Source organism: Arthrobacter sp. BE255, assembly GCF_031457335.1.
Taxonomy (GTDB): Bacteria; Actinomycetota; Actinomycetes; order Actinomycetales; family Micrococcaceae; genus Arthrobacter.
The window spans coordinates 85,445-106,601 of record NZ_JAVDWK010000011.1; the positions used below are offsets into that span (position 1 = coordinate 85,445).

Consider the following 21,157-nt stretch of genomic DNA (forward strand, 5'->3'; position numbering starts at 1 on the left):
CCGCGTCACAATTTCAGTTAACATTCACTAACTAATGTTCCCGGTCCGGGCAGTTGTGCCCGGGCTCGCATCAAGGAGGATGGATGGACATCAACGGTACTGTCGCGCTGATCACGGGCGGGGCTTCCGGGCTTGGCGCGGCCACGGCCAGGCGCCTGTTCGACGCCGGCGCTTCAGTGGTGCTGATCGACCTGCCATCCTCCGCGGGCGCGGCCTTCGCCGCCGAACTGAACGGGGCCGGTTCGGGGCCCGGGTCCGGGGGCGGCGAAGGCGCTGCTGGAAGGACCGCCGTCTTCGTCCCCGCGGACGTCACCAGCGAGGCGGACGTCCGGGCCGCCGTCGACACCGCCGCTGCCCTTGGGCCGCTGCGGATCGTCGTGAACTGTGCCGGCGTAGCCACGCCGGGCAAGGTGCTGGGGCGTGACGGGGTCCTTCCGCTGGATGCGTTCAGCCGGGTGATCCAGGTGAACCTCATCGGCACGTTCAACGTGCTGCGGCTGGCCGCCGAAGCCATGGCCGCGACGGAGCCCGCCAGCACGGAACTCGGCGGCCCGGAACGCGGCGTCATCATCAACACGGCGTCAGTTGCAGCCTTCGACGGGCAGATCGGCCAGCCCGCCTATGCGGCCTCCAAGGGCGCCGTCGCCGCCATGACCTTGCCCATTGCGCGGGAACTGGCGCGCTCGCTGGTTCGGGTGGTGACCATCGCCCCGGGCATCTTCGAGACGCCCATGATGGCCGGGCTGCCGCAGGATGCACAGGATTCGCTGGGCCGGCAGGTGCCGCATCCGTCCAGGCTCGGGAAGCCGGCCGAATACGCCAACCTTGTGGCCCACATCGTGGACAACGCGATGCTCAACGGTGAAACCATCCGGCTGGACGGCGCTATCAGGATGGGGCCGAAATGAGCCTCGCTCCCGCGGCCGCGCAACTTCCATCGCCCGAAGCCCTGCCTTCGGCCGACTTTTTCGACTTCGAATCGCTCCTGAGCCCTGCCGAACGCAGCAAGCTGGCGGAGCTCCGGGAGTTCCTGGCCACGGAAATCGCCCCGTACGCCACCGACTGGTGGAACAACGCGGAATTCCCGGCCCACATCCTCCCCAAGCTCGCGGCGCTTGAACTGAGCACACCCGCCCAGCGCGGCTACAGCCACCTGTTCGCGGGGCTCGTCATCGCGGAAATGACGCGGGTTGACACGTCCATCGCCACGTTTTTCCTGGTCCACCACGACCTCTTTGTGGAGTCCCTCTACGCCTTCGGTTCGCAGAAACAGAAGGACAGGCTGCTCGCGGACGCGTCGAGCCTTCGCACCACGGGGGCGTTCGCGCTCACCGAGCCCGGCCACGGGTCCGACGTCGCCGGCGGCATGGAGACCCGGGCACGGCGAATTTCCCGGGCCACGGGACAGCCCGACGACGACGGCGATGCCTGGGTGCTCAACGGTGCCAAGCGCTGGATCGGCAACGGGACGTTCTGCGACTACCTGCTGGTGTGGGCCCGCGATGAGGCTGACGGCGCCGTGCGGGGTTTCATCGTGGATGCCGCACTGCCCGGAGTCAGCCGGAGCCGGATCGAACATAAAATCGCCCTGCGGACCGTCCAGAACGCCGACATTGTCTTCGAGGACGTCCGCGTCGCCGAAGCTGACCGCTTCGCCGGCATAAAGGGCTTCGAGGACACCAACCAGCTCCTGAAAGGCTCACGGATCATGGTGGCCTGGCAGGCCGTGGGGCAGCAGCTGGCGGCGTTCGACGTCGCCCGGCAGTACGCCGTCGAACGCCAGCAGTTCGGCAGGCCGCTGGCGAAGTTCCAGCTCATCCAGCAGCAGCTGGTCACCATGCTGGGCAACGCCGTGGCAAGCATGGGCATAATGGCCCGGCTCGCCCGGCTCCAGGAGGACGGCGGAGCGGACATGGCCCAGGTGGCGCTCGCGAAGTCGTACTGCAGCGCCCGGATGCGGGAGACCGTGGCGATGGGCAGGTCCATCCTAGGCGGCAACGGCATTGTCACCGACTACCGGATGGCGAAGATTTTTGCGGACGCCGAGGCCATCTACACCTACGAGGGCTCGTTCGAAATCAACACCCTGATTGTGGGCCGGGCCATCACGGGAGTGTCCGCGATCGTCTGACGGCTTGCGCGAACGTACACTTGGGGCCCGGCGAATTGGGCCCCAAGTGTACGTTCGCGCTCAGTCGGCGAGCATCGGGTCCTTCTCGCCGGCTTCGATCCGGTAGTCCAGGCTGTTGTTCTTCACCGGCATGGGGCACGTCCCGTACGGCGAGAAGGCACTGGGGTAGTTGATGGAGCGGTTGAAATCCAGGACCACCGTGCCGTCCGGCCTGGGCCGCGCAGTGGACACCTTCCGCCAGTCGTCCGTCGAATCGCCGTTGGTCTCGTCGTGGAACGTGACGGTGAGGGCGCCGAGCTTCTCCTCCTCCGCCTGCAGGTGGAATTCGTGGTCCTTGCCCGGCAGCCGGAACACCAGTTCTCCCACGGACCGGTGCACGCCGTCCACCAGCGGGTTTGCAGTGCTGATGGGAACATCCACTGGCTCGGGGTAGGGCCGGAAGCTGGCCTCAACCACCAGGTCCGGACGGTAATCGAAAGTCGGTACGCCGTTGAACTCCGTGAAGACCGGCGAGCCGGCATCCCTGGTCCGGATGGCATACTTCAAGGCGCGCATGGCCAGCTCCACCACCACCTGCCTGCCGTCGGGGCCGCCGAACTGCACCCACATCAGCGACTCCTCGTCCAGCAGTGACGCCCTCGCGGTGCCCTCTACAGGCTCCCCGGTCTCCACCAGCGTCAGCCCGTCCTCCGCGGATGCGGTGAGTGCCGCCGTCGTGCCGTCCGTTGACCAGAGGCCCGGGGCAAGTTCGACGGCGGCGGGCCGCGTTTCGAGCCACTGGAACGACGTGAGGGTGAGCCACCCGTGCGGTGCCGCGAGTGCCTTGTTGCGGTTGGCGCGGAAACGCTGCCAGCGCTCCAGCTGGGCGGCGGGTGCGGTGTTCATGGTTCCTCCTGGACGTCGTGGCCCCGGCTACAACCCCGGCGGCCCATGGTTCATTCCATCACCGACCGGGCCGCTTGCACTAAGCGTCCCGCGGAGTAACGTCGGAACAGTTGACGGCTCTGCATCAGGCAATGAACGGAGGAACCATGAGGATTGCGGTCCTTGGAACGGGCACTGTGGGCCGGGCGCTGGCGGGTGCGCTGGCCGGACTCGGGCATAACGTTGTCATCGGTACGCGCGATCCCGGGGCCACGTTCGCACGCACAGGTCCGGATGCGATGGGCGCCCCGCCGTTCAGCGAATGGCACGCCGCCAACCAGGAGATTCCGCTGGAACCGTTCGCTGACGCGGCCGCTGCCAGCGAACTGGTGGTCAACGCCACCAACGGGGCCGGTGCCCTGAATGCCTTGGGCCTGGCCGGGTCCGCGAACCTCGCCCGCAAAGTGCTGGTGGACGTATCTAACGCGCTCGATTTCTCCCAGGGCAGGCCGCCGGTGTTGAACCCGGTCAACACCGACAGCCTCGGCGAAAGGATCCAGAGATCCTTCCCGGACGCCCGCGTGGTCAAGACCCTCAATACGATGAACGCAGGCCTGATGGTCGATCCGCGGCGGTTGGACGGCGGGGACCATTCGGTGTTTGTATCGGGCGACGACGCCGACGCGAAGGCGGTGGTCGGCGGCCTCCTGCAGGAGCTGGGGCACCAGGACATCATGGACCTTGGAGACATCACTTCCGCCCGCGGCGCCGAGATGATGCTGCCGGTGTGGTTGCGCCTCGCAGGAGCCCTGGGGACCTTTGATTTCAACTTCAAGATCGTGCGCTGAACCACCCGGAACGGCCGTGACACTATCTGAGACGGATTCCCCGGAGGCGGCCCGGTGCGGGTAGCATCTTTAGCTAGTAACGTGGCTCACAGGTATCCAGCGCAGTGTACGAGCCTAGTCCGAACCCTCGAAAGATAGTTTCCATGGCTGACACTGCAATAAATTCCGAAACTGACCTCGCTGCCGAGCTACGGGCAGACGTCCGGCGTGTCTCCACGCTGCTGGGCGAATCCCTGGTGCGCCAGCACGGGCCCGAGCTCCTGGACCTGGTGGAGCAGGTGCGACTCCTCACCAAGGAATCCAAGGAAGCCGCGCGCGGCGGCGCGGATGCCACCGGACCGTGGAGCGCGCACGACGTCGTCGCCCAGGTCCGCGAACTGCTTGGCTCCCTGCCGATCGAGCAGGCAACCGACCTCGTCCGCGCGTTTGCGTTCTACTTCCACCTCGCCAACGCTGCCGAGCAGGTCCACCGCGTCCGCGGCCTCCGGACCCGCGCGGAGAAGGACGGCTGGCTGGCCAAGGCCGTGTCCGACATCGCCGGCCAGGCCGGACCGGCCGTGCTGCAGGAAGTGGTTAACGGGCTGGACGTGCGCCCCATCTTCACGGCCCACCCCACAGAGGCTTCGCGCCGCTCCGTGCTGGACAAGATCCGCAAGCTCTCCGACGTGCTGGCCCAGCCCACCCGGGAAGGCACCACGGCCCGGCGCCGGCAGGACCGCCAGCTGGCCGAAATCATTGACCAGATGTGGCAGACGGACGAACTCCGCCAGGTCCGGCCCACCCCCGTTGACGAGGCCCGCAACGCCATCTACTACCTTGGCGGCATCCTCACCGACGCCATGCCGGAAATGCTCACCGAGCTCTCGGAACTGCTCGGCGAACACGGCGTCACCCTCGCCCACCAGAACGCCCCCATCCGCTTCGGTTCCTGGATCGGCGGCGACAGGGACGGCAACCCCAACGTCACGGCGGCCGTCACCCGCGAAATCCTGCAGATCCAGAACCAGCACGCGGTGCGGATCAGCATCGGCATGATCGACGAACTGATATCCATCCTCTCCAACTCCACCGCGCTCGCCGGGGCGGACAACGAGCTGCTGGAATCCATCGAGGCGGACCTGAAGAAACTCCCGGGCCTGGACCGGCGTGTGCTGGAGCTCAACGCCCAGGAGCCCTACCGGCTGAAGCTGACCTGCATCAAGGCCAAGCTGATCAACACGGGTAAGCGCGTTGCCTCCGGCGCCGTGCACGAGCACGGCCGGGACTACAGCGCCACGGACGAACTCCTGGCCGACCTCGAACTGCTGGAACTCTCGCTCCGGAACCACTCGGCGTCGCTCGCTGCCGACGGCGCCTTGGCCCGCGTCCGCCGTGCCGTGGCCTCCTTCGGCCTGCACCTTGCCACCCTGGACATCCGCGAACACGCCGACCACCACCACGATGCCGTCGGCCAGCTGATGGACCGGCTCGGCGGCCCGGGCCTGCGCTACGCGGAACTGAGCCGGGAGGAACGCTTCGAGGTGCTGGGCTCGGAACTGGCCTCACGCCGCCCGCTGTCCGGCCACCCGATCAAGCTCGACGGCGTGGCCGACGGCACCTACGATGTCTTCCGCGAGATCCGCCGCGCCCTGCGCATCTACGGCCCCGACGTCATCGAGACCTACATCATTTCCATGACCCGCGGCGCGGACGATGTCCTGGCCGCCGCCGTCCTGGCCCGCGAAGCCGGCCTGGTGAACCTGTTCGGTGAGAACCCGCACGCCAAGATCGGGTTCGCGCCACTGCTGGAAACAGTCGAGGAGCTCCGGGCCTCGGCCGAGATCGTGGACCAGCTGCTGTCCGACCCGTCCTACCGCGAACTGGTGCGGCTGCGCGGGGACGTCCAGGAAATCATGCTCGGCTACTCGGACTCCAACAAGGAATCCGGTGTGATGACCAGCCAGTGGGAGATCCACAAGACGCAGCGGAAACTCCGCGACGTCGCCGCCAAGCACGGTGTCCGGGTCCGCCTGTTCCACGGCCGCGGCGGTTCCGTGGGCCGCGGCGGCGGACCCACCTACGACGCCATCATGGCCCAGCCCAACGGCGTGCTCGAAGGCGAGATCAAGTTCACCGAACAGGGTGAGGTCATCTCTGACAAGTACTCGCTGCCGGAACTGGCCCGTGAAAACCTTGAGCTGTCCCTGGCGGCCGTGCTGCAGGGCTCGGCCCTGCACCGCGACCCGCGCACGTCCGATGACCAGCGCGAACGGTACGGGCACGTTATGGAGACCATCTCCGACGCCGCCTTTGACCGGTACCGGAAGCTGATCGACGACCCGGACCTGCCCGCTTACTTCATGGCCTCCACCCCGGTGGAGCAGCTGGGGTCCCTGAACATCGGCTCCCGCCCGTCCAAGCGCCCGGATTCCGGGGCCGGCCTCGGCGGCCTGCGCGCCATCCCGTGGGTGTTCGGCTGGACCCAGTCCCGGCAGATCGTGCCGGGCTGGTTCGGTGTGGGCTCCGGCCTGAAGGCTGCCCGCGAAGCCGGAAGCTCCGCCCAGCTCGTGGAGATGATGGAGAACTGGCACTTCTTCCGCTCGGTTCTCTCGAACGTGGAAATGACGCTGGCCAAGACGGACCTGGATATCGCCGGGTACTACGTGGCCACCCTGGTCCCTGAGGAACTGCACCACCTCTTCCGTGCAATCCGCGAGGAATACGATCTCACAGTCTCCGAGATCCAGAACCTGACCGGTGAAAACGTGCTCCTGGACGCCCAGCCCACGCTCAAACGGTCCCTCGAGATCCGCGACCAGTACCTGGACCCCATCAGCTACCTGCAGGTGGAGCTGCTCCGCCGCGTCCGGGCCGGCCAGGGTGCCGGGGGCGAAACCATCAGCGGTGCCGAGATCGACGAACGCCTCCAAAGGGCCATGCTGATCACCGTCAACGGCGTCGCCGCGGGCCTCCGCAACACCGGGTAGGGCCCGGGCATCGGTCCTTCGCCGTCGCTTAGACACAATGCATAGGGGCGCCTGCGGTCGCTGAGCGACCTCCGGCACCCGATGCACTGCGATGCGCTCCTACGCGAAGGACCGCGGCCCGGCTCGTGCGGTGGGCACTTGCTCGCCGGTAGGGTTGACGGCATGCCTTCATTCCAGACCCGCCTGAAAATCACCGGACTGAAGCCTGGCAACCCGCCCGAAGCCGTGATGGCGGCCGCCGTCGAGGCGCTGGAAACCCGCCACCATGTGGAGTCCAACCAGCTGGAGCTTGCCGGCGGCGTCCCGCAGCTGAACCTCCGCTTCCTGGTGGAAGCCACCGGGTACAACGGTGAGAACCAGCAGGCGCGGGAGTCGGCAGCGATGATGCGCGACGCCGTCGAACGCGTTGCGCTGACAGGCTCGCTGATGGTGCTCCGCCGGAACCGCGGCCGCTGGGCGCCGGTCTAGGCTCAGTCTCCGGGCGCCTCAGTCTCCGGGCGCTGGCTCGTCCACGGGGGAGCGGGTGCCGCGCCGCCGGGTCACGATGATTCCGACGACGACGCCGATCAGCAGGCCGAGCACCACTCCGATCAGGGAGCTGGCCCAGAACGGCAGCTTCGTGGTGGACCCCGTGAAGTAGCCCAGCCCCACAAGCCAGCAGGCCCAGAGGACTGCGCCGAGGCCTGCGCAGAGGCTGAAGCCGCGGACCGAAACGTCGGCAATGCCCGCGGCCGCCGACGTCGCCAGCCGTCCGCCGGGGATGAACCGGGCACCGATGATGGTCCCGTACGTGGAGGAGCGGCCGGCTTTGGCGATGCCCTCGTGGATGCCGTGGTGGACTTTCCTGCCCCAGCGCCAGCGGTCCAGCACATGACTGAGGCGGCGTTTGAAGAGCTGGAACACCACCATGTCACCGATCCAGGAGGCCAGCGCGGACAGCGCCCCGACGAGGAAGACATTTGCCCGGCCGTCGGCCGAGAGGGCTCCGCCGGTGATCACCACCATCTCGGACGGGATGGGCGGGAAGATGGCGTCGCCGAGGACCACGGGGATGATCCAGAAGTAGATCGCCGCCCCCCAGCTGTCCGCGTTGCCAAAGTCCATGGCCACAAAGTATCGCACTTTCGGGGGCGGGGGACCGTGCGGGGCTTCCAGCTAGTGGCGGTGGCTGAGGTGCCGGGCGGCCAGGTAGTACCAGTAAGGCCAGGCGACCCACGCGGTGGCACCGACGGCTACGCCAGCGCCTCCGATGCCCCAGCGGAACCATTTCGGTGCCCGCCCGACGACCGTCACCCCAGCCACGGGTAGGGCTGCCACCAGGGCCCCGCCGATGAGCTGTCCCAGTTTCGCGAGGTCCCGCGGGTAGCCGCCCGCCTTGGACAACGCACGGTTGGCCAGCAGGAACCAGGCGGCCTGGACCGCCATGGCCCCAACGCTGATGCCGGTGGATGGGGCGAAATCGAGTTTCCTGAAAACAAGCAGGAACGAACTCGCAGCCCCGGCGCCCGAAGCAACGATGACCAGCCATTTGGCCGCCTCGGAGCCGGGCGTCCGGCGAAGGCGCCGGTGGACCTGGACCACCACAGGGATGATCACCAGGTTGAAAACGCCTCCGGTGGCGTCGTTGATGGTGCCGAAGACATAGGGGCCATCCTTGGGGACTTCGATGGCGTACATTGCCGCGAGTGTTGCCACGCCCACGACGCCCAGGCCCGAGGCGGCGTACGCAAATTTGGCCGCTGTCCGGTCCCCGGGGATCTCGATAAGCGTGTCCATGGGATCTCCTCACCCTGGCGCCAATACCCACAGGATAATCCCGCCCCGGCCTGTCATCCAGAGGGTTCCGGTGGGACACTGGCGGCATGCGGATCCAGGTTCTCCAGGGAGACATCACAGCCCGCTCCGTGGACGCAATCGTGAACGCGGCGAACTCCACGCTGCTGGGCGGCGGCGGAGTGGACGGGGCCATCCACCGTGCTGCCGGGCCCGAGCTGCTGGCTGCCTGCCGCGAACTTCGGGCCACGGAACTGCCGCACGGGCTCCCGGTGGGGGCCGCCGTCGCCACCCCGGGTTTCCGGCTCCCGGCCCGCTGGGTCATCCACACCGTGGGGCCGAACCGCCACGCCGGGCAGACCAACCGGGCGCTGCTGGTGTCCTGCTTCAGCGAAAGCCTGCGCGTGGCGGATTCCGTGGGTGCAGGGTCCGTAGCCTTCCCGGCGGTGGGCGGTGGTGTCTACGGCTGGCAGGGGCGCCACGTGGCAGAAGCCGCGTTCGACGCCGTCAACGGCTTTGGTGCCTCACATCCGGCCAGCGCCCTCGAGTTGGTGGAGTTTGTGCTGTTCAGCCCCGAGATGGAAGCGGCGTTCACGGCCGTGTTCGAACAGCCTCGCTGAGTTCCAGGCGGCTGCGGTACTCCACGGGCTTTTGGCTGATAGGGTCCACGAACCTGATGCCGCGGGCCAGCAGCTGCAGCGGTTTGGTGTAGTCGTCCGGGGCCTTGTCCAGCAGGTCGGGGTAAAACGCGTCGTTGACGATGCCGAGGCCCAGTGAAGCCATGTGGACCCGGAGCTGGTGCGTTTTTCCGGAGTGCGGCTCCAAACGGTAGCGGGCCAGCCGGTGCGCTGGATGGGTCACAGCGGCACCTGGGCGGGCGCCGCCGTCGAACGTTTCCAGACGTTCGATCCGGGTCTCGGCGTTGGGCTCGCCGTCGATCACTTCGGCCAGCAGGTAGCTGCGGGACTTGGTCATCCGGTTCCGCACCACCACCGGGAAATCGACGGCGGGATACCCGGGGGCCGGCTCAGCGGCGGAGACGCACTCGTATTCCTTCTGCACCTGGCGCTTCTCGAAGAGCACCTGGTACCTGCCGCGCGTTTCCGGGTTCGTGGACAGCAGCAGCACGCCGGCGGTCATCCGGTCCAGGCGGTGCATGGGGATCAGGTCGGGCAGCTCCAGCTGGTTCCGGAGCCGGACCAGTGCCGATTCCTGGATGTAGGTGCCGCCGGGGGTGGTGGGCAGGAAGTGCGGCTTGTCCACCACCAGGAGGTGTTCGTCCTGGTACAGGATGTCCAGTTCCACCGGGATGCGCGTCTCCGGCGGCAGCGTGCGGTAGTACCAGATGAAGGTGTGGTCTTCGAGCCTGGTGGCCCGGTCCAGCGGGATGCCGCCCTCGCCCACGATCTCGCCGGCGTCGAACCGGTCCTCGATGCCCTGGGGATCAATGTGGCCCCAGCGGTGCATCATGTAGTCCATCGCGGTGTCCCAGGGCCCCTCGTCCGGGAGGCGCAGGCGGGTGGCATTGACGCCGTCGCGCACGGGGAGGGGGGATTGCATCACCGGTTCATTCTACTTGCGGGGCCTGCTCTGCGTGCTTCGGTCCGGTTGAAGCACGCAGAGCAGGCCCCGCAAATGGCTGCCCAACCGACGGAAAAAAAGTTCTTGACAATAAAAGTTGTCGGCTGGCAGGATGGAAGCATGTTGGACATCGAAGTGATCGAGGACCCCGCCGCGGCGGAAGCGTCGCTGGACCCGATCCGGACGCGAATCCTCCGGGAGCTTTCGGAGCCTGGCTCGGCCACGCAGCTTGCCGCCAAAGTGGGACTGCCGCGGCAGAAGGTCAACTACCACCTCAAGGCCCTGGAGCGGCACGGGCTGGTGGAACTCGTGGAGGAGCGTCGCAAGGGCAACGTCACCGAGCGCGTGCTCCAGGCGACGGCGGCCTCCTACCTTATTTCGCCCGTGGCCCTCGCATCGGTGGCCCCGGATCCGCACCGGTTCTCGGACCGCTTCTCGGCGTTCTGGCTGCTGGCGCTCGCCGGGCGGATGGTCCAGGAAGTGGGCAAGCTGATCGCAGGCGCCGCAGCGGCCAGGCAAAAGCTCGCCACGTTCGCGATCGACGGCGAAATTACCTTCCGCAGCGCAGCTGACCGGGCCGCTTTTGCCGAGGAGCTCGGCGTCGCGGTGACCCGCCTGGTGGACAAGTATCACGACGGCGGCAGCGCGCCCGGCCCGGGAGGCGCACCCGCGGGCGGCGGACGCAAGCACCGTCTCGTCGTCGCGCTCCACCCAGTACTCAAAACCCCAAACAAACCCTCAGTGAAGGAGCAGGACAATGACTGACAAGCGTGAATTCGAGATCGTCGTCGACACCGAACTGCCGGGCACTCCCGAGCGCGTCTGGGAAGCCGTGACGGAGGGAACGCCGGCGTGGATGTTCCCGACGGACCAGTGGCCGGACGTCAAGACGGTGCAGGAATACCCCGGCCACCTCGTTTCCCGGATGGACGGCCCGGACGGCTGGTTCAACCAGCTTGAGCACGTCCTGGAACCGCTCGACGGCGGCCGGGCCCGGCTGCACTACGTCCACAGCGGCATCTTCGCCGACAACTGGGACCAGCAGTACGACGGCGCGAGCAAGCACACCGAGTTCTACCTCCACACCCTGGGCCAGTACCTGCAGCATTTCGACGGCAAGTCTGTGGTGTTTACGGACATCCAGTCTCCCGCGGCGTCGCAGACACCGGACGGCTTCGAGCGCTTGAAGAAGGCGCTGGGCGTGGACGCTGCCGGGCAGGGCGCCGCTGTTGAACTGGAGCTCGACGGCGTGGGGCGGCTCTCCGGCGAAGTGGACTTCGCCAATGAGAACTTCCTGGGGCTGCGGACCGCGGATGCGATGTACCGGTTCTTCGGCCGAAACGCCTTCGGCGCTCCCGTGGGCATGACAGTCCATGACTTCAGCGGCAACGGTGACTCGGCCGCAACCGCGAAGGCCTGGGGCGGCTTCCTCGACACGGTCTACGCGTAGGGGCGCTGGGGCCGTCACCGCCGCGCAAAATACCGATCGACGCGCAAATTACCTGACGCGGTGGAAATGCTGCTCGCGTCAGGTAATTTGCGCGTCGCGGGTCAATCGGAGCATCGCGAAAACCCGCGCGGCCGCCCGCGAATCCAGGGGGTCAGGCGGCCCAGCCGCGGCCCACGGCGTCGAGGGCTGCGTTGTAGGCGGCAGCCCAGTCGGCGTCCGGCGGCCCCACCTGCGCCAGTTCCAGGCTCACCAGGCCGTGGACCTGGCCCCAGATTGCGACGGCGACCATCTCCGCTGGTGCCGGCAGCAGCGTTCCAGCGGACTGGGCGGCGGCAACGGCGTTGATCAGGGGCACCATGGCGTCGGCGGCAACGTCCGGGCTGGGCTGGCAATCGACGTAGGCGGCCAGGGCGCCACCGAACATCAGCCGGTAGAGGGCCTGGTGCTCCAGGGCCCAGGTCCGGTAGGCCACGCCCAGTCCCTGAAGTCCGCCCGGTGCGGCGGCCACCTGTGACTCATGGAATGACCGGAATCCGTCGTCCACCACGGCGGTCAGGAGCTGGGATTTTCCGCCGAACAGCGAATAGACGGCGGTAGTGGATGTGCGGGCGGCCGCTGCCACATCCCGCAGTGTCACCCGCGCCGGACCGTCGCGGTCCACGAGGTCGGCGGTGACGGCCAGCAGCTCCTGCCTGAGGGAATCGGTATGCACTACGGGTCTTGCCATGGGGTCCATTGTTTCATAACCTTGTTTCGTAACATTGTTATGAAACAAGGTTATGAAACACAGGACCCCAAGGAGCTCCGATGGCGCAGAAAGTATTTCCGGGCCGCTACACCGCTGACCCGGAACGTGAATCCGTAACCGTCTTCCTGATCGGGATGCGGGCGAACCGGTGGTGGAAGGTCGGAACCGTCGGCAAGGTGGCTGCCGCCATGCCGCGGATGCTCCAGCACCTTGCCGCGGACCCCGCGGCGGGGATGCTGGGATATGAGCAGTGGTTCGGGCGCACCACCATGCTGCTCAGCTACTGGGAAAGCCCGGAGCACCTGCGGAAATTCGCCGCAGACCGGGAATCCCCGCATCTGGAACCGTGGCGCCGGTTTATGAAGGAACTCTCCGGGACGGGGGACGTGGGCGTGTGGCATGAGACGTACCAGGTGCCCGCCGGCGGGATCGAAGTTGTCTACAACGGCATGCCACAGTTTGGGCTGGCCAAGGCGACGGCGCATGTCCCGGTCGGAGCCGGAACCAACACCGCAAAGCAGCGGATGGGCCGGGCGGCGGGCCGCGGCGCCGGCGGCAGCTGACCCGGACGGAGCACCGGACCGAAAGGGCCCATGGCTCAGGCGATGGCCACGGCCGGTGCATTCCTAAGCGTCCGCCGGAGCTGCGGGGCGGCATCGAGCCTGTCCTGGGCTGAGCGCAGGGCGATGACCGCGGCCTCCAGCTGTTCCGGCGGCAAGGTGAACGGCACGCGGAGGCAGCGTTCAAAGGCGCCGCCGATTCCGAACCGTGGTCCTGCGGCCAGCCGGATGCCGAAATCGGGGGCGATGACCGTCAATGCCGTGCTCACCGGCGCGGGCAGCCTGCACCAGACCGACAGGCCTCCGGCCGGACGCCCCGTTTCCCACGCCGGGAGGTGTCCGGCAAGCAGTTCCAGCAGGGCGGCGCGGTTGTCGCGGAGGGCGGTAAGCCGTGCGGGGAGCGGCTCGTCAAGGGCACGCACGAGGTGCGCCGCCGCCAGCTGTTCCATGACCGGTCCGCCCAGGTCCAGGGTTGTCCGCGCCGCCGCAAAGCGCTGGATCATGGCTTCGGAGGCACGGATCCAGCCCGTCCGGAGTCCGCCCCAGTGGGACTTGCTGAGCGAGCCGATGGTCACCACCGCGGGACTAAAGGCTGCGACGGGAGTGGTTTCGGCGCCGTCGAGGTTCAGCTCCCGGAGGGTTTCGTCAACCACCAGGACCGTTCCGGCGGCCGCGCGGACCAGCTGGCGGCGCTGGAGGTCGGGCATCAGCTGCCCGGTGGGGTTGTGGAAGTCCGGCACCACGTACGCCACCTTGGGACGCTGCTGCATCATGGTGGTCCGCAGTGCGTGCATGTCCCACGCCAAGGCGTGCTGGCTGCCGTCGGCCGCATCCGCGTGGGTGCCATGGGCAGCAGTGAACGCCACCGGGATGGCCCGGCAGCCGGCCGCCCGGATGGCATCAAGCGCGTTGGGGTAGCTCGGGTGTTCCACCAGCACCCTGTCCTGCCGGCCTGCCAGGGCCCGGATGATGATGTTCAAGGCGTGCTGTGCTCCCGACGTCACCAGGATCTGCTCGGCAGTGGTGGGCGCGCCGGCGGCCGTGTAACGCGCCGCCACCGCCTCACGCAGGGGGAGCAGGCCCATGGCGTCGTACCCGAATCCGGGCAGCAGCGCGGGAAGCTCGGTGAGGGCCGCCGCAAATGCGCGGTGCACCACCTCGCCGCTGGCAGGCAGTGACGCGTACGCGAGGTCGATCAGCCCCTCCGGAGCCGCGAGCCCGGGGGCGGCCAGCCCCGGCGCGGCAACGGCAGGTGCCCCGGACGCGCCCATGGCCGTAAGACCCAGGCCAGTCAGCACCGTGGTGCCCAGCGGCGTCACGCGCGGAATCCGGGTCCGGCCCCTGCTGCCCTGTCCGCTGCTCAGGAACCCCTGCTCCCGGAGGTGGCCGTACGCCGCCGTCACGGTGGTCCGGCTGACACCGAGCACTTCAGACAATGCCCGCTCGCTGGGCAGGGCTGTGTCCAGGGCCACCCGGCCGTCCAGGACCAGGAGGCGTACGACGTCGGCAAGCTCACGGTAGGCGGGCGCGGCACCGAGGTTCCACTCGCCCAGGAGACGGGCCAGTGCCGAGGCGTTCAATGAAGCGGACATGATGCCAGTATCTCAAACTGGCTATGTAATTCAATGCCAGTTCTCTGTCAGGGTTGTCATTATGTTGACCCGCAGACTCCTCCAGCTTTTTATCGGCCTCGCCATGTACGGCATCTCCCTGGCCATGTTCATCCGCGCCGGCCTCGGCCTGGACCCCTGGGATGTATTCCATCAGGGCGTGGCCGGCAGGACCGGACTGAGCATCGGTGTGGTGGTCATCATTGTGAGCTTCCTCGTGCTGCTCCTCTGGATCCCGTTGCGGCAATGGCCGGGGTTCGGCACGCTCTGCAACGCCGTCCTGGTTGGCGTTTTCGCGGACATCGGCTTGGCCCTGATCCCTGCGTTCTCCCACCTGGGCGGCCAGATCGGCATGCTGGCCGGCGCCGTGGTGCTCAACGGCATCGCCTCCGCCTGCTACATCGGCGCACGGTTCGGTCCGGGCGCCAGGGACGGCCTGATGACCGGGCTGGCACGGCGCACCGGCTGGTCCGTCCGGGTGTCCAGGACCCTGATCGAAGTCGTGGTGCTGGGAGTGGGCTGGCTGCTGGGCGGATCCGTGGGCGTTGGCACCGTGGTCTACGCCCTCGCCATCGGGCCGCTGGTCCAGCTGCTGCTCCCGCGGTTTATGGTGCCCGCCAAACTGCCTGCGGAAGAGGCTGCCGGTAAGCCGGGCAACCACGGGCCGGCCGCCGTCGAACCCGCTGTGGCGGAACCGCTGGCCCGGAACGCCTAAGACACCGGCGGGGACAACACGGGCTGGCACTGCGGGCAGAAATAGATGTCGCGCTCTTCCTCGCCGTTGGGTTTGCCAAGCACGCCGCGGCGGACGGGGGTCCGGCATTTCAGACACGGCTGGTGTTCGCGCCCGTAAACCCAGTAGCCCGGCCGGCCCGCCATCCGCCCCACGGGCATGCCACGGGGATTGAGGATGGTCACCCGGCGCCCGGGGCCCAGGTTGGCTTCCAGCAACTGCTTGGCGTCCGTCATCAGGGTCCGGAGGTCCGGGACGGCCGATACCGGCGACGCCGGGTGCACGCCGGACAGGAAGCAGGCCTCGCAGCGGTAGATGTTGCCGATCCCCGCCAGGTTGCGCTGGTCCAGCAGCGCGACGCCGATGGGGACGTCGGGTGCCGCAAGGATCCGCTGCTCCGCTTCGGCCGGGTCCCAGTCGGGGCCCAGCAGGTCCGGGCCCAGGTGGCCCACGATGGTGTCCTCGTCCGCGGTGCGGACCACCTCAACGATGCCCAGGGAGAACCCGACGGCGTCGGCTGCTGCGGTGCGGAGTACGCACCGGGCTGTGAATCCCGGCTTCCGCCAGCGTCCGCCCGGCGGATACACCTGCCAGGTCCCTTCCATTTTCAGGTGCGAATGGATGGTGAGTTTCCGCTCGTCCGGTCCCACGACGCGCATCAGGAGGTGCTTTCCGCGCGGAACCACCTCTTCCACCGTCCAGCCGGCCAGGTTGAGGGTGGCGAACCGCGGGACGCGGAAGTCCGAGGCGGTGAGTGTCTGCCCCGCCAGGGCCTCGTGCAGCTGGCGGGCGGCCCGCCAGACGGAATCACCCTCAGGCACGGATCCTCAATCCCTTGGGCGTGGAGTATGCCCCGGCCGCCGCCAGCGCTGCTGCCACCGGCGTATCGAGGATGCCGTGGCCGTTGACCTTCTCCATGATGAGCTTGTCCACCGCTCCCCGGGTGACCACACCCACCAGCGCCGAGCCGGCGGCGGACAGCACGGCTTCGTTGTCGCTGAAAGCCAGCAGTGTTTTCCCGCCGCGTTCCACGTAGAGGACCAGGGCGCCGTCCACCAGCACCACCAGGGCGCCGGCCTTCCGTCCGGGCCGGTGGCCGGTTCCGGCCTCCTCATTGACCGCGGGCCAGGACAGCGCGGCCCCGTACGGGTTCGCGGGATCGGTGGCCGCCAGTGCCAGGGCCACGGGTTCGGGCTTCGCCAGTTGGGTGTCCTCGGAGTACGAGCGCAGCCGGTCCACGGTGGCAGGGACCGCGAACTGGGCAGCCCCGAGATGTTCGATGAAGTATCCGCGCCGGCACCGGCCGGCCTCCTCCAGCCGGGCCAGGACCTTGTACATCAGGCCGAAGCCGCCGAGGATCTGCTCGGCCATGACCGAGCCCCGGGTGACCACGCCGTACCTGTCCAGCAGCAGCTCCGCGGTGGCCCGGGCATGGATGGTGGCGTCCAGCTCCGGCGAGGGCAGGGCGGACCACCGGCCTGCGGCCATGGGCGGCGTGGCCGCCGCGCCGGACGCCGAGCCGTAGCGGCCCCCGCCCAGGCCGGGCGAGCCCAGGAGACCGGTGCCGTGGGAACGGCCCAGCCGGCTCATCCTGGGGGCACGCAGCCGCGGCGCCTTGGAAACCTGGCGGTGGGCCGTGTGGCCCCCTGCGATGAGAGACCGGACTGGCGCGAACGTGTCCCCGGTGATCCGCCCGGCCCACGCCAGGTCCCAGAGAGCGGACACCACGTCCTGGTCGCTCAGCACCGAGTCCATGCCCCCGGCGACTTCCGTCAGCTGGCGGAAAAAATAGCCGCCGCCGTTGTTCCGGAGGTGGTCCAGGAGCCGCTGCTGTGCGTCACCCGGTTCATATTCGACGGCGGGATTCAGCGTCAGCTCGGCGGAATCGGCCAGGTGCATGCTGACCCAGCCGTCGTTGCCGGGGAGCCCGCCGGCGCCGGACCAGAGGACTTCCCCGGCGGCCATCAGTTCGTCCAGCATCGCGGGCTGGTAGTTGGAAACCCGGCTGGCCAGCACCAGCGGTTCCCAGGCCGAGGCGGGAACGGGAACCCCTGACAGCTGGTCGATGGCAGTGATGATGCCATCAAGGCCCCGCAGCGAAGGCTGGCCACGGCCGGCGCCCGGCGTCCTGACGTGCTGCCACGCGGGCAGGAACCGGCCGTAGGCCGCGGCGTCCACCGGTTCCACTTCGGCGCGCAGCGCCGCCAGTGACCGGCGGCGAAGCCTCCGGAGGACTTCAGCGTCGCACCACTCGCTGGTGGTGGGCGGGGCAACGAGCATCTGGGAGGTTTCTGCCGGCTTTGTTTCGCCCGGCAGGCCGTCGAGAGGCGGGCTGTCCCGTGCCGGCGTTGCATGCGGCCGGAACTCACCTTCCACCACGCGGCCGTCCGCGGCGAGCCGCTTCAGCGCAGTCCCCACGACCGCCACGCCAAGGCCCAGCCGTGCTGCGGCTTCGGAGGCCGTGAAGGGTCCGTGCGTGCGGGCATACCGGGAGACCAGGTCGCCGAGGGGATCAGCGACGGGTTCGATGAAAGCCAGCGGCACACCCATGGGCAGCGGAACGCCGATGGCATCGCGGAGGCGGGCCGCGTCCTCGACCGCGGCGAACCGTTCCGCTCCGCCGATGTTGACCTTGATGGCACGGTTGGCCCGCTGCAGTGCTGCCAGATGGGCCGTTGCCAGGGCGGTGTCGGCATGCGCGGTTTCGGCTGGCTCACCGGTTTCGGCGGGCTCACCCACGGGCTCACCCACGGCGGCAGCCTCAACCACCGTGGCCGGTTCCAGCCTTGCGGCGACCTCCTCGGGTGCCAGCGGACCCAGGAGCCGCAGCAGGTCGGCCACCCCTTCCATGCCGCGGGCACGGCGATCCGGGGCGAGGCGCTGCAGCTCAAGCTCGGTGGCCTCGATGACCTTCGCGTCCAGCAGTTCACGGAGTTCCACCCGGCCCAGCAGCTCATTCAGGAGCGTCGAGTCCAGTGCCAGGGCGGCGGCACGGCGTTCCGCGAGCGGGGAGTCGCCCTCATACAGGAACTGCGCCACGTACCCGAAGAGCAGGGACTTGGCGAAGGGCGACGGCTGCTGGGTGGTGGTCTGCACAATCCGCAGTTCGCGGCGTTCCACCGACGCGGCAATGTCCTTCAGTGCCGGGAGGTCGTAGACGTCCTGCAGGCATTCGCGGACAGTTTCCAGCACGATCGGGAACGTGGGATATTTCCGCGCGACGTCCAGAAGCTGGGCAGACCGCTGGCGCTGCTGCCACAGCGGCTGCCGCTTCCCGGGAGTCTGGCGGGGGAGCAGCAGGGCGCGCGCTGCGCACTCGCGGAAGCGTGAGGCGAACAGGGCGCTGCCGCCCACCTCCGCGGTGACAATCTGCTCCAGCTCTTCGGGGTCAAAGAGGAAAAGCTCCGCCCCGGGCGGTTCGTCCTCCATCATGGGAACGCGGAGCACGATGCCGTCATCGGCGGCCATCGCGGACCCGTCCAGGCCGTACCGCTGGTGCAGGCGCTGCCCGACGGCGAGGGCCCACGGAGCGTGCACCGGCATGCCGAAGGGGCTGTGCAGGATCACCCGCCAGTCGCCGAGTTCGTCATGGAACCGTTCCACCACCAGTGTGGTGTCATTGGGGACAACCTCGGTGGCGAGTTTCTGCTCCGCCAGGTACTGGATCAGGTTGTTCGCGGCGAAGTCGTCCAGGCCGCTGGCCTTGCAGCGTTCGGTGGCAGGGCCGACGTCGGACGCGGACAGTTCACGCACGAAGGCGCCCAGCGCGCGGCCAAGGTCCACGGGCCGTCCGAGCGAGTCGCCTTTCCAGAACGGGAGCTTGCCCGGCTGGCCGAAGGCCGGCGACACCAGGACGCGGTCGTGCGTGATGTCTTCGATTTTCCAGCTCGTGGCTCCAAGGGCAAAGATGTCGCCCACCCTGGACTCGTACACCATCTCTTCGTCCAGCTCGCCCACGCGGCGGCCGCTCTTGGCCGGGGAGGGAGTGGACGTCTTGGCGTCGCCGGCCGGCGACGCCGAACCCTCGACCTCGGTGCCGATGATGTAGACGCCGAACAGTCCCCGGTCCGGGATGGTGCCGCCCGAGGTCACCGCCAGCCGCTGGGCTCCGGGCCGGCCTTCGATGGTGCCGGCGTTGCGGTCCCAGATGATCCGCGGCCGGAGTTCGGCGAATTCGTCGGACGGGTAGCGGCCTGCCAGCAGGTCAAGGGTGGCCTCGAACGCTGACCGGGGGAGGGACGCGAAGGGAGCGGACCGGCGGACCGTGGCGAACCATTCCTCCACGTCGATGCTGCCCAGAGCGGTGGCCGCGACCGTCTGCTGGGCCAGGATGTCCAGCGGATTGGCTGGGACAAAGAGGCGTTCGATTTTCCCTTCCAGCATCCGTTCCACCGTGATGGCGGTATGCACGAGGTCGGCCCGGTGCTTGGGGAAGAGCACACCCTGCGAAACTTCTCCCACCTGGTGGCCGGCACGGCCTACCCGCTGCAGGCCGCTGGCCACCGACGGCGGGGACTCCACCTGGACCACGAGGTCCACGGCGCCCATGTCGATGCCGAGTTCCAGGGACGAGGTGGCCACAACGCAGCGCAGCCTGCCGGACTTGAGGTCGTCCTCAATCAGGGCACGCTGGTCCTTGGAGACAGAGCCGTGGTGGGCGCGGGCGAGTACCGGATCGGCGCCCGCCGTGCTGCCGGCCTGCGCCATCATGTGTGCCGGCGTCGCAGTGGACACCGGAACACCCGCGGCCGGAACACCGGCCGGCGTTTCTGCGGCAGTCCCCGGCTCAAAGTCCCCCCAGCCGCCGCCGACGGCCACCAGCTGCCGCTCCGCGTAGATTTCGTTGAGCCGGGCGGTGAGCCGCTCGGCAAGGCGGCGGGAGTTGGCGAAGACGATGGTGGACTGGTTGGCCAGCACCAGGTCAACGATCTTTTCCTCCACGTGCGGCCAGATGGAGGCCTGCGGCTGCAGCCCGGACGCCGGCCCGGAATCGAAGGCGCCCGCCGCGCCCTGGAGGTCGGACATGTCCTCCACCGGAACAGACACCGTGAGGTCCCAGTTTTTACGCGACGGCGGCGCCACGATCTGCACCGGTGCGGCGCCGGCCAGGAACTGGGCCACCAGCTCGCGGGGCTCAACCGTAGCCGACAGCCCGATCCGCTGGGCGGGCTTCGGCAGCAGCGCGTCGAGCCGTTCCAGCGAAACTGCTAGGTGGGCGCCCCGCTTGCTGCCTGCAACCGCATGGACCTCATCAACGATGATGGTGTCCACCTCCGTCAGGGTTTCCCGGGCCCTTGAGGTCAGCATCAGGAACAGCGATTCCGGCGTGGTGATGAGGATGTCCGGCGGGTTGCTGAGCAGTGCCCGGCGGTCCGCCGTCGTGGTGTCCCCGGACCTGACCCCCACGGTGATCAGCGGTGCGGGCAGGCCCAGCCGCTTGGCCGTCTGGGTGATGCCGATCAGGGGTGCGCGGAGGTTGCGTTCGACGTCGACGCCGAGGGCCTTCAGCGGCGAGATGTACAGGACGCGGGTCTTGCGTTTGGGCGCCCGCGGGCGGCGGCCTTTCCCGGCGGGAGCGTCCAGCCCGGGCAGTTCAGGAGGCGGGGCAGGCGCCGACGCCAGCAGCCCGTCCAGCGCCCAAAGGAAGGCGGCGAGTGTTTTGCCGGAGCCGGTGGGCGCCACCACCAGGGCATGGGAGCCCGAAGAGATGGCGTTCCAGGCCCCGTCCTGGGCAGGGGTGGGCTCCGAGAAGGCGCCCAGGAACCAGTCCCGGGTGGGGCGGCTGAACCGGCCCATAGGAGTGCCGGGAAGGGCGTCCGGACCCGTTCCCGGCGGTTGCTGCTCCTGCATTCCTCCATCATGCCCTACCCCACCGACAGGACCGCCGGCCCCG

Annotated in this window: 18 protein-coding genes; 10 read left to right on the forward strand and 8 right to left on the reverse strand. The window is 68.4% G+C overall.

Features of this window, described 5'->3' with window-relative positions:
* Positions 1–83 precede the first annotated feature (83 nt).
* The gene (locus tag J2X42_RS17545) at positions 84–908 is read left to right on the forward strand and encodes an SDR family NAD(P)-dependent oxidoreductase (RefSeq protein WP_310167115.1); all 825 of its coding nucleotides are present in this window, start codon (positions 84–86) and stop codon (positions 906–908) included.
* A complete protein-coding gene (locus tag J2X42_RS17550) occupies positions 905–2,131 on the forward strand; it encodes an acyl-CoA dehydrogenase family protein (RefSeq protein WP_310167116.1) in 1,227 nt (408 codons plus the stop codon). The genes J2X42_RS17545 and J2X42_RS17550 overlap by 4 nt, the downstream gene beginning before the upstream one ends.
* 60 nt (positions 2,132–2,191) lie before the next feature.
* Here the strand turns inward: J2X42_RS17550 and J2X42_RS17555 are convergent, their stop codons facing one another.
* Positions 2,192–3,016 carry a DUF1684 domain-containing protein gene (locus J2X42_RS17555; RefSeq protein ID WP_310167117.1) on the reverse strand — a complete coding sequence of 275 codons (825 nt, stop codon included), beginning with the start codon at positions 3,014–3,016 and terminating at the stop codon, positions 2,192–2,194.
* Between the two features lie 146 nt (positions 3,017–3,162).
* Between J2X42_RS17555 and J2X42_RS17560 the strand changes: the two genes are divergently transcribed.
* The 3 genes from J2X42_RS17560 (at position 3,163) to J2X42_RS17570 (ending at position 7,277) form a co-directional block, all read left to right on the forward strand.
* Positions 3,163–3,843, forward strand: a complete 681-nt coding sequence (locus J2X42_RS17560) for an NAD(P)-binding domain-containing protein (RefSeq protein WP_310167118.1) — start codon at positions 3,163–3,165, stop codon at positions 3,841–3,843.
* 143 nt (positions 3,844–3,986) lie between these two features.
* Complete coding sequence (gene ppc / locus J2X42_RS17565) at positions 3,987–6,809, forward strand: phosphoenolpyruvate carboxylase (protein ID WP_310167121.1); 2,823 nt, start codon at positions 3,987–3,989, stop codon at positions 6,807–6,809.
* 162 nt (positions 6,810–6,971) lie between these two features.
* Positions 6,972–7,277: a hypothetical protein gene (locus J2X42_RS17570; protein ID WP_310167122.1), complete on the forward strand. Its 306-nt coding sequence runs from the start codon at positions 6,972–6,974 to the stop codon at positions 7,275–7,277.
* Between the two features lie 18 nt (positions 7,278–7,295).
* Here J2X42_RS17570 and J2X42_RS17575 read toward each other — a convergent pair whose 3' ends face one another.
* Both J2X42_RS17575 and J2X42_RS17580 read right to left on the reverse strand, forming a co-directional pair.
* Positions 7,296–7,913 carry a VTT domain-containing protein gene (locus J2X42_RS17575; RefSeq protein WP_310167123.1) on the reverse strand — a complete coding sequence of 206 codons (618 nt, stop codon included), beginning with the start codon at positions 7,911–7,913 and terminating at the stop codon, positions 7,296–7,298.
* A 51-nt stretch (positions 7,914–7,964) separates the two neighbouring features.
* Positions 7,965–8,585, reverse strand: coding sequence for a hypothetical protein (locus J2X42_RS17580; protein ID WP_310167124.1), 621 nt, complete (start codon positions 8,583–8,585; stop codon positions 7,965–7,967).
* A gap of 86 nt (positions 8,586–8,671) precedes the next feature.
* On the opposite strand from J2X42_RS17580, the gene J2X42_RS17585 reads away from it, so the two are divergent.
* The gene (locus tag J2X42_RS17585) at positions 8,672–9,202 is read left to right on the forward strand and encodes an O-acetyl-ADP-ribose deacetylase (RefSeq protein WP_310167125.1); all 531 of its coding nucleotides are present in this window, start codon (positions 8,672–8,674) and stop codon (positions 9,200–9,202) included.
* Here the strand turns inward: J2X42_RS17585 and J2X42_RS17590 are convergent.
* A complete protein-coding gene (locus J2X42_RS17590) occupies positions 9,174–10,142 on the reverse strand; it encodes an RluA family pseudouridine synthase (protein WP_310167219.1) in 969 nt (322 codons plus the stop codon). The genes J2X42_RS17585 and J2X42_RS17590 overlap by 29 nt on opposite strands.
* Positions 10,143–10,283: 141 nt before the next feature.
* On the opposite strand from J2X42_RS17590, the gene J2X42_RS17595 reads away from it, so the two are divergent.
* Together J2X42_RS17595 and J2X42_RS17600 are read left to right on the forward strand one after the other, a co-directional pair.
* Positions 10,284–10,928, forward strand: a complete 645-nt coding sequence (locus J2X42_RS17595) for a helix-turn-helix domain-containing protein (RefSeq protein WP_310167127.1) — start codon at positions 10,284–10,286, stop codon at positions 10,926–10,928.
* Positions 10,921–11,613, forward strand: coding sequence for an SRPBCC domain-containing protein (locus J2X42_RS17600; protein WP_310167129.1), 693 nt, complete (start codon positions 10,921–10,923; stop codon positions 11,611–11,613). The genes J2X42_RS17595 and J2X42_RS17600 overlap by 8 nt, the downstream gene beginning before the upstream one ends.
* Positions 11,614–11,764: 151 nt before the next feature.
* Here J2X42_RS17600 and J2X42_RS17605 read toward each other — a convergent pair whose 3' ends face one another.
* On the reverse strand, positions 11,765–12,340 hold the full coding sequence (locus J2X42_RS17605) for a TetR-like C-terminal domain-containing protein (protein WP_310167130.1): 576 nt from the start codon (positions 12,338–12,340) through the stop codon (positions 11,765–11,767).
* A gap of 80 nt (positions 12,341–12,420) precedes the next feature.
* On the opposite strand from J2X42_RS17605, the gene J2X42_RS17610 reads away from it, so the two are divergent.
* Positions 12,421–12,924, forward strand: coding sequence for a DUF4188 domain-containing protein (locus J2X42_RS17610; RefSeq protein WP_310167131.1), 504 nt, complete (start codon positions 12,421–12,423; stop codon positions 12,922–12,924).
* A gap of 35 nt (positions 12,925–12,959) precedes the next feature.
* On the opposite strand, the gene J2X42_RS17615 is transcribed toward J2X42_RS17610, so the two are convergent.
* Positions 12,960–14,513 (reverse strand): PLP-dependent aminotransferase family protein, encoded by a 1,554-nt coding sequence (locus tag J2X42_RS17615; protein ID WP_310167132.1) that lies wholly within the window; start codon positions 14,511–14,513, stop codon positions 12,960–12,962.
* A gap of 61 nt (positions 14,514–14,574) precedes the next feature.
* Here J2X42_RS17615 and J2X42_RS17620 point away from each other — a divergent pair, with 61 nt between their 5' ends.
* A complete protein-coding gene (locus J2X42_RS17620) occupies positions 14,575–15,246 on the forward strand; it encodes a hypothetical protein (RefSeq protein WP_310167133.1) in 672 nt (223 codons plus the stop codon).
* Here the strand turns inward: J2X42_RS17620 and J2X42_RS17625 are convergent.
* Entirely contained in the window at positions 15,243–16,085 is an 843-nt protein-coding gene (locus J2X42_RS17625) for a DNA-formamidopyrimidine glycosylase family protein (protein ID WP_310167134.1), read from the reverse strand. The genes J2X42_RS17620 and J2X42_RS17625 overlap by 4 nt on opposite strands.
* A complete protein-coding gene (locus J2X42_RS17630; protein WP_310167135.1) occupies positions 16,078–21,114 on the reverse strand; it encodes a DNA glycosylase AlkZ-like family protein in 5,037 nt (1,678 codons plus the stop codon). The genes J2X42_RS17625 and J2X42_RS17630 overlap by 8 nt, the downstream gene beginning before the upstream one ends.
* Between the last annotated feature and the right edge of the window lie 43 nt (positions 21,115–21,157).

Coding starts and splice junctions, on each gene's coding strand:
- J2X42_RS17620 (WP_310167133.1), top strand. CDS start 14,575: ATGTTGACCCGCAGACTCCTCCAGCTTTTTATCGGCCTCGCCATGTAC.
- J2X42_RS17555 (WP_310167117.1), bottom strand. CDS start 3,016: ATGAACACCGCACCCGCCGCCCAGCTGGAGCGCTGGCAGCGTTTCCGC.
- J2X42_RS17605 (WP_310167130.1), bottom strand. CDS start 12,340: ATGGCAAGACCCGTAGTGCATACCGATTCCCTCAGGCAGGAGCTGCTG.
- J2X42_RS17570 (WP_310167122.1), top strand. CDS start 6,972: ATGCCTTCATTCCAGACCCGCCTGAAAATCACCGGACTGAAGCCTGGC.
- J2X42_RS17630 (WP_310167135.1), bottom strand. CDS start 21,114: ATGCAGGAGCAGCAACCGCCGGGAACGGGTCCGGACGCCCTTCCCGGC.
- J2X42_RS17610 (WP_310167131.1), top strand. CDS start 12,421: ATGGCGCAGAAAGTATTTCCGGGCCGCTACACCGCTGACCCGGAACGT.
- J2X42_RS17590 (WP_310167219.1), bottom strand. CDS start 10,142: ATGCAATCCCCCCTCCCCGTGCGCGACGGCGTCAATGCCACCCGCCTG.
- J2X42_RS17585 (WP_310167125.1), top strand. CDS start 8,672: ATGCGGATCCAGGTTCTCCAGGGAGACATCACAGCCCGCTCCGTGGAC.
- ppc (WP_310167121.1), top strand. CDS start 3,987: ATGGCTGACACTGCAATAAATTCCGAAACTGACCTCGCTGCCGAGCTA.
- J2X42_RS17580 (WP_310167124.1), bottom strand. CDS start 8,585: ATGGACACGCTTATCGAGATCCCCGGGGACCGGACAGCGGCCAAATTT.
- J2X42_RS17615 (WP_310167132.1), bottom strand. CDS start 14,513: ATGTCCGCTTCATTGAACGCCTCGGCACTGGCCCGTCTCCTGGGCGAG.
- J2X42_RS17575 (WP_310167123.1), bottom strand. CDS start 7,913: ATGGACTTTGGCAACGCGGACAGCTGGGGGGCGGCGATCTACTTCTGG.
- J2X42_RS17560 (WP_310167118.1), top strand. CDS start 3,163: ATGAGGATTGCGGTCCTTGGAACGGGCACTGTGGGCCGGGCGCTGGCG.
- J2X42_RS17595 (WP_310167127.1), top strand. CDS start 10,284: ATGTTGGACATCGAAGTGATCGAGGACCCCGCCGCGGCGGAAGCGTCG.
- J2X42_RS17600 (WP_310167129.1), top strand. CDS start 10,921: ATGACTGACAAGCGTGAATTCGAGATCGTCGTCGACACCGAACTGCCG.
- J2X42_RS17545 (WP_310167115.1), top strand. CDS start 84: ATGGACATCAACGGTACTGTCGCGCTGATCACGGGCGGGGCTTCCGGG.
- J2X42_RS17550 (WP_310167116.1), top strand. CDS start 905: ATGAGCCTCGCTCCCGCGGCCGCGCAACTTCCATCGCCCGAAGCCCTG.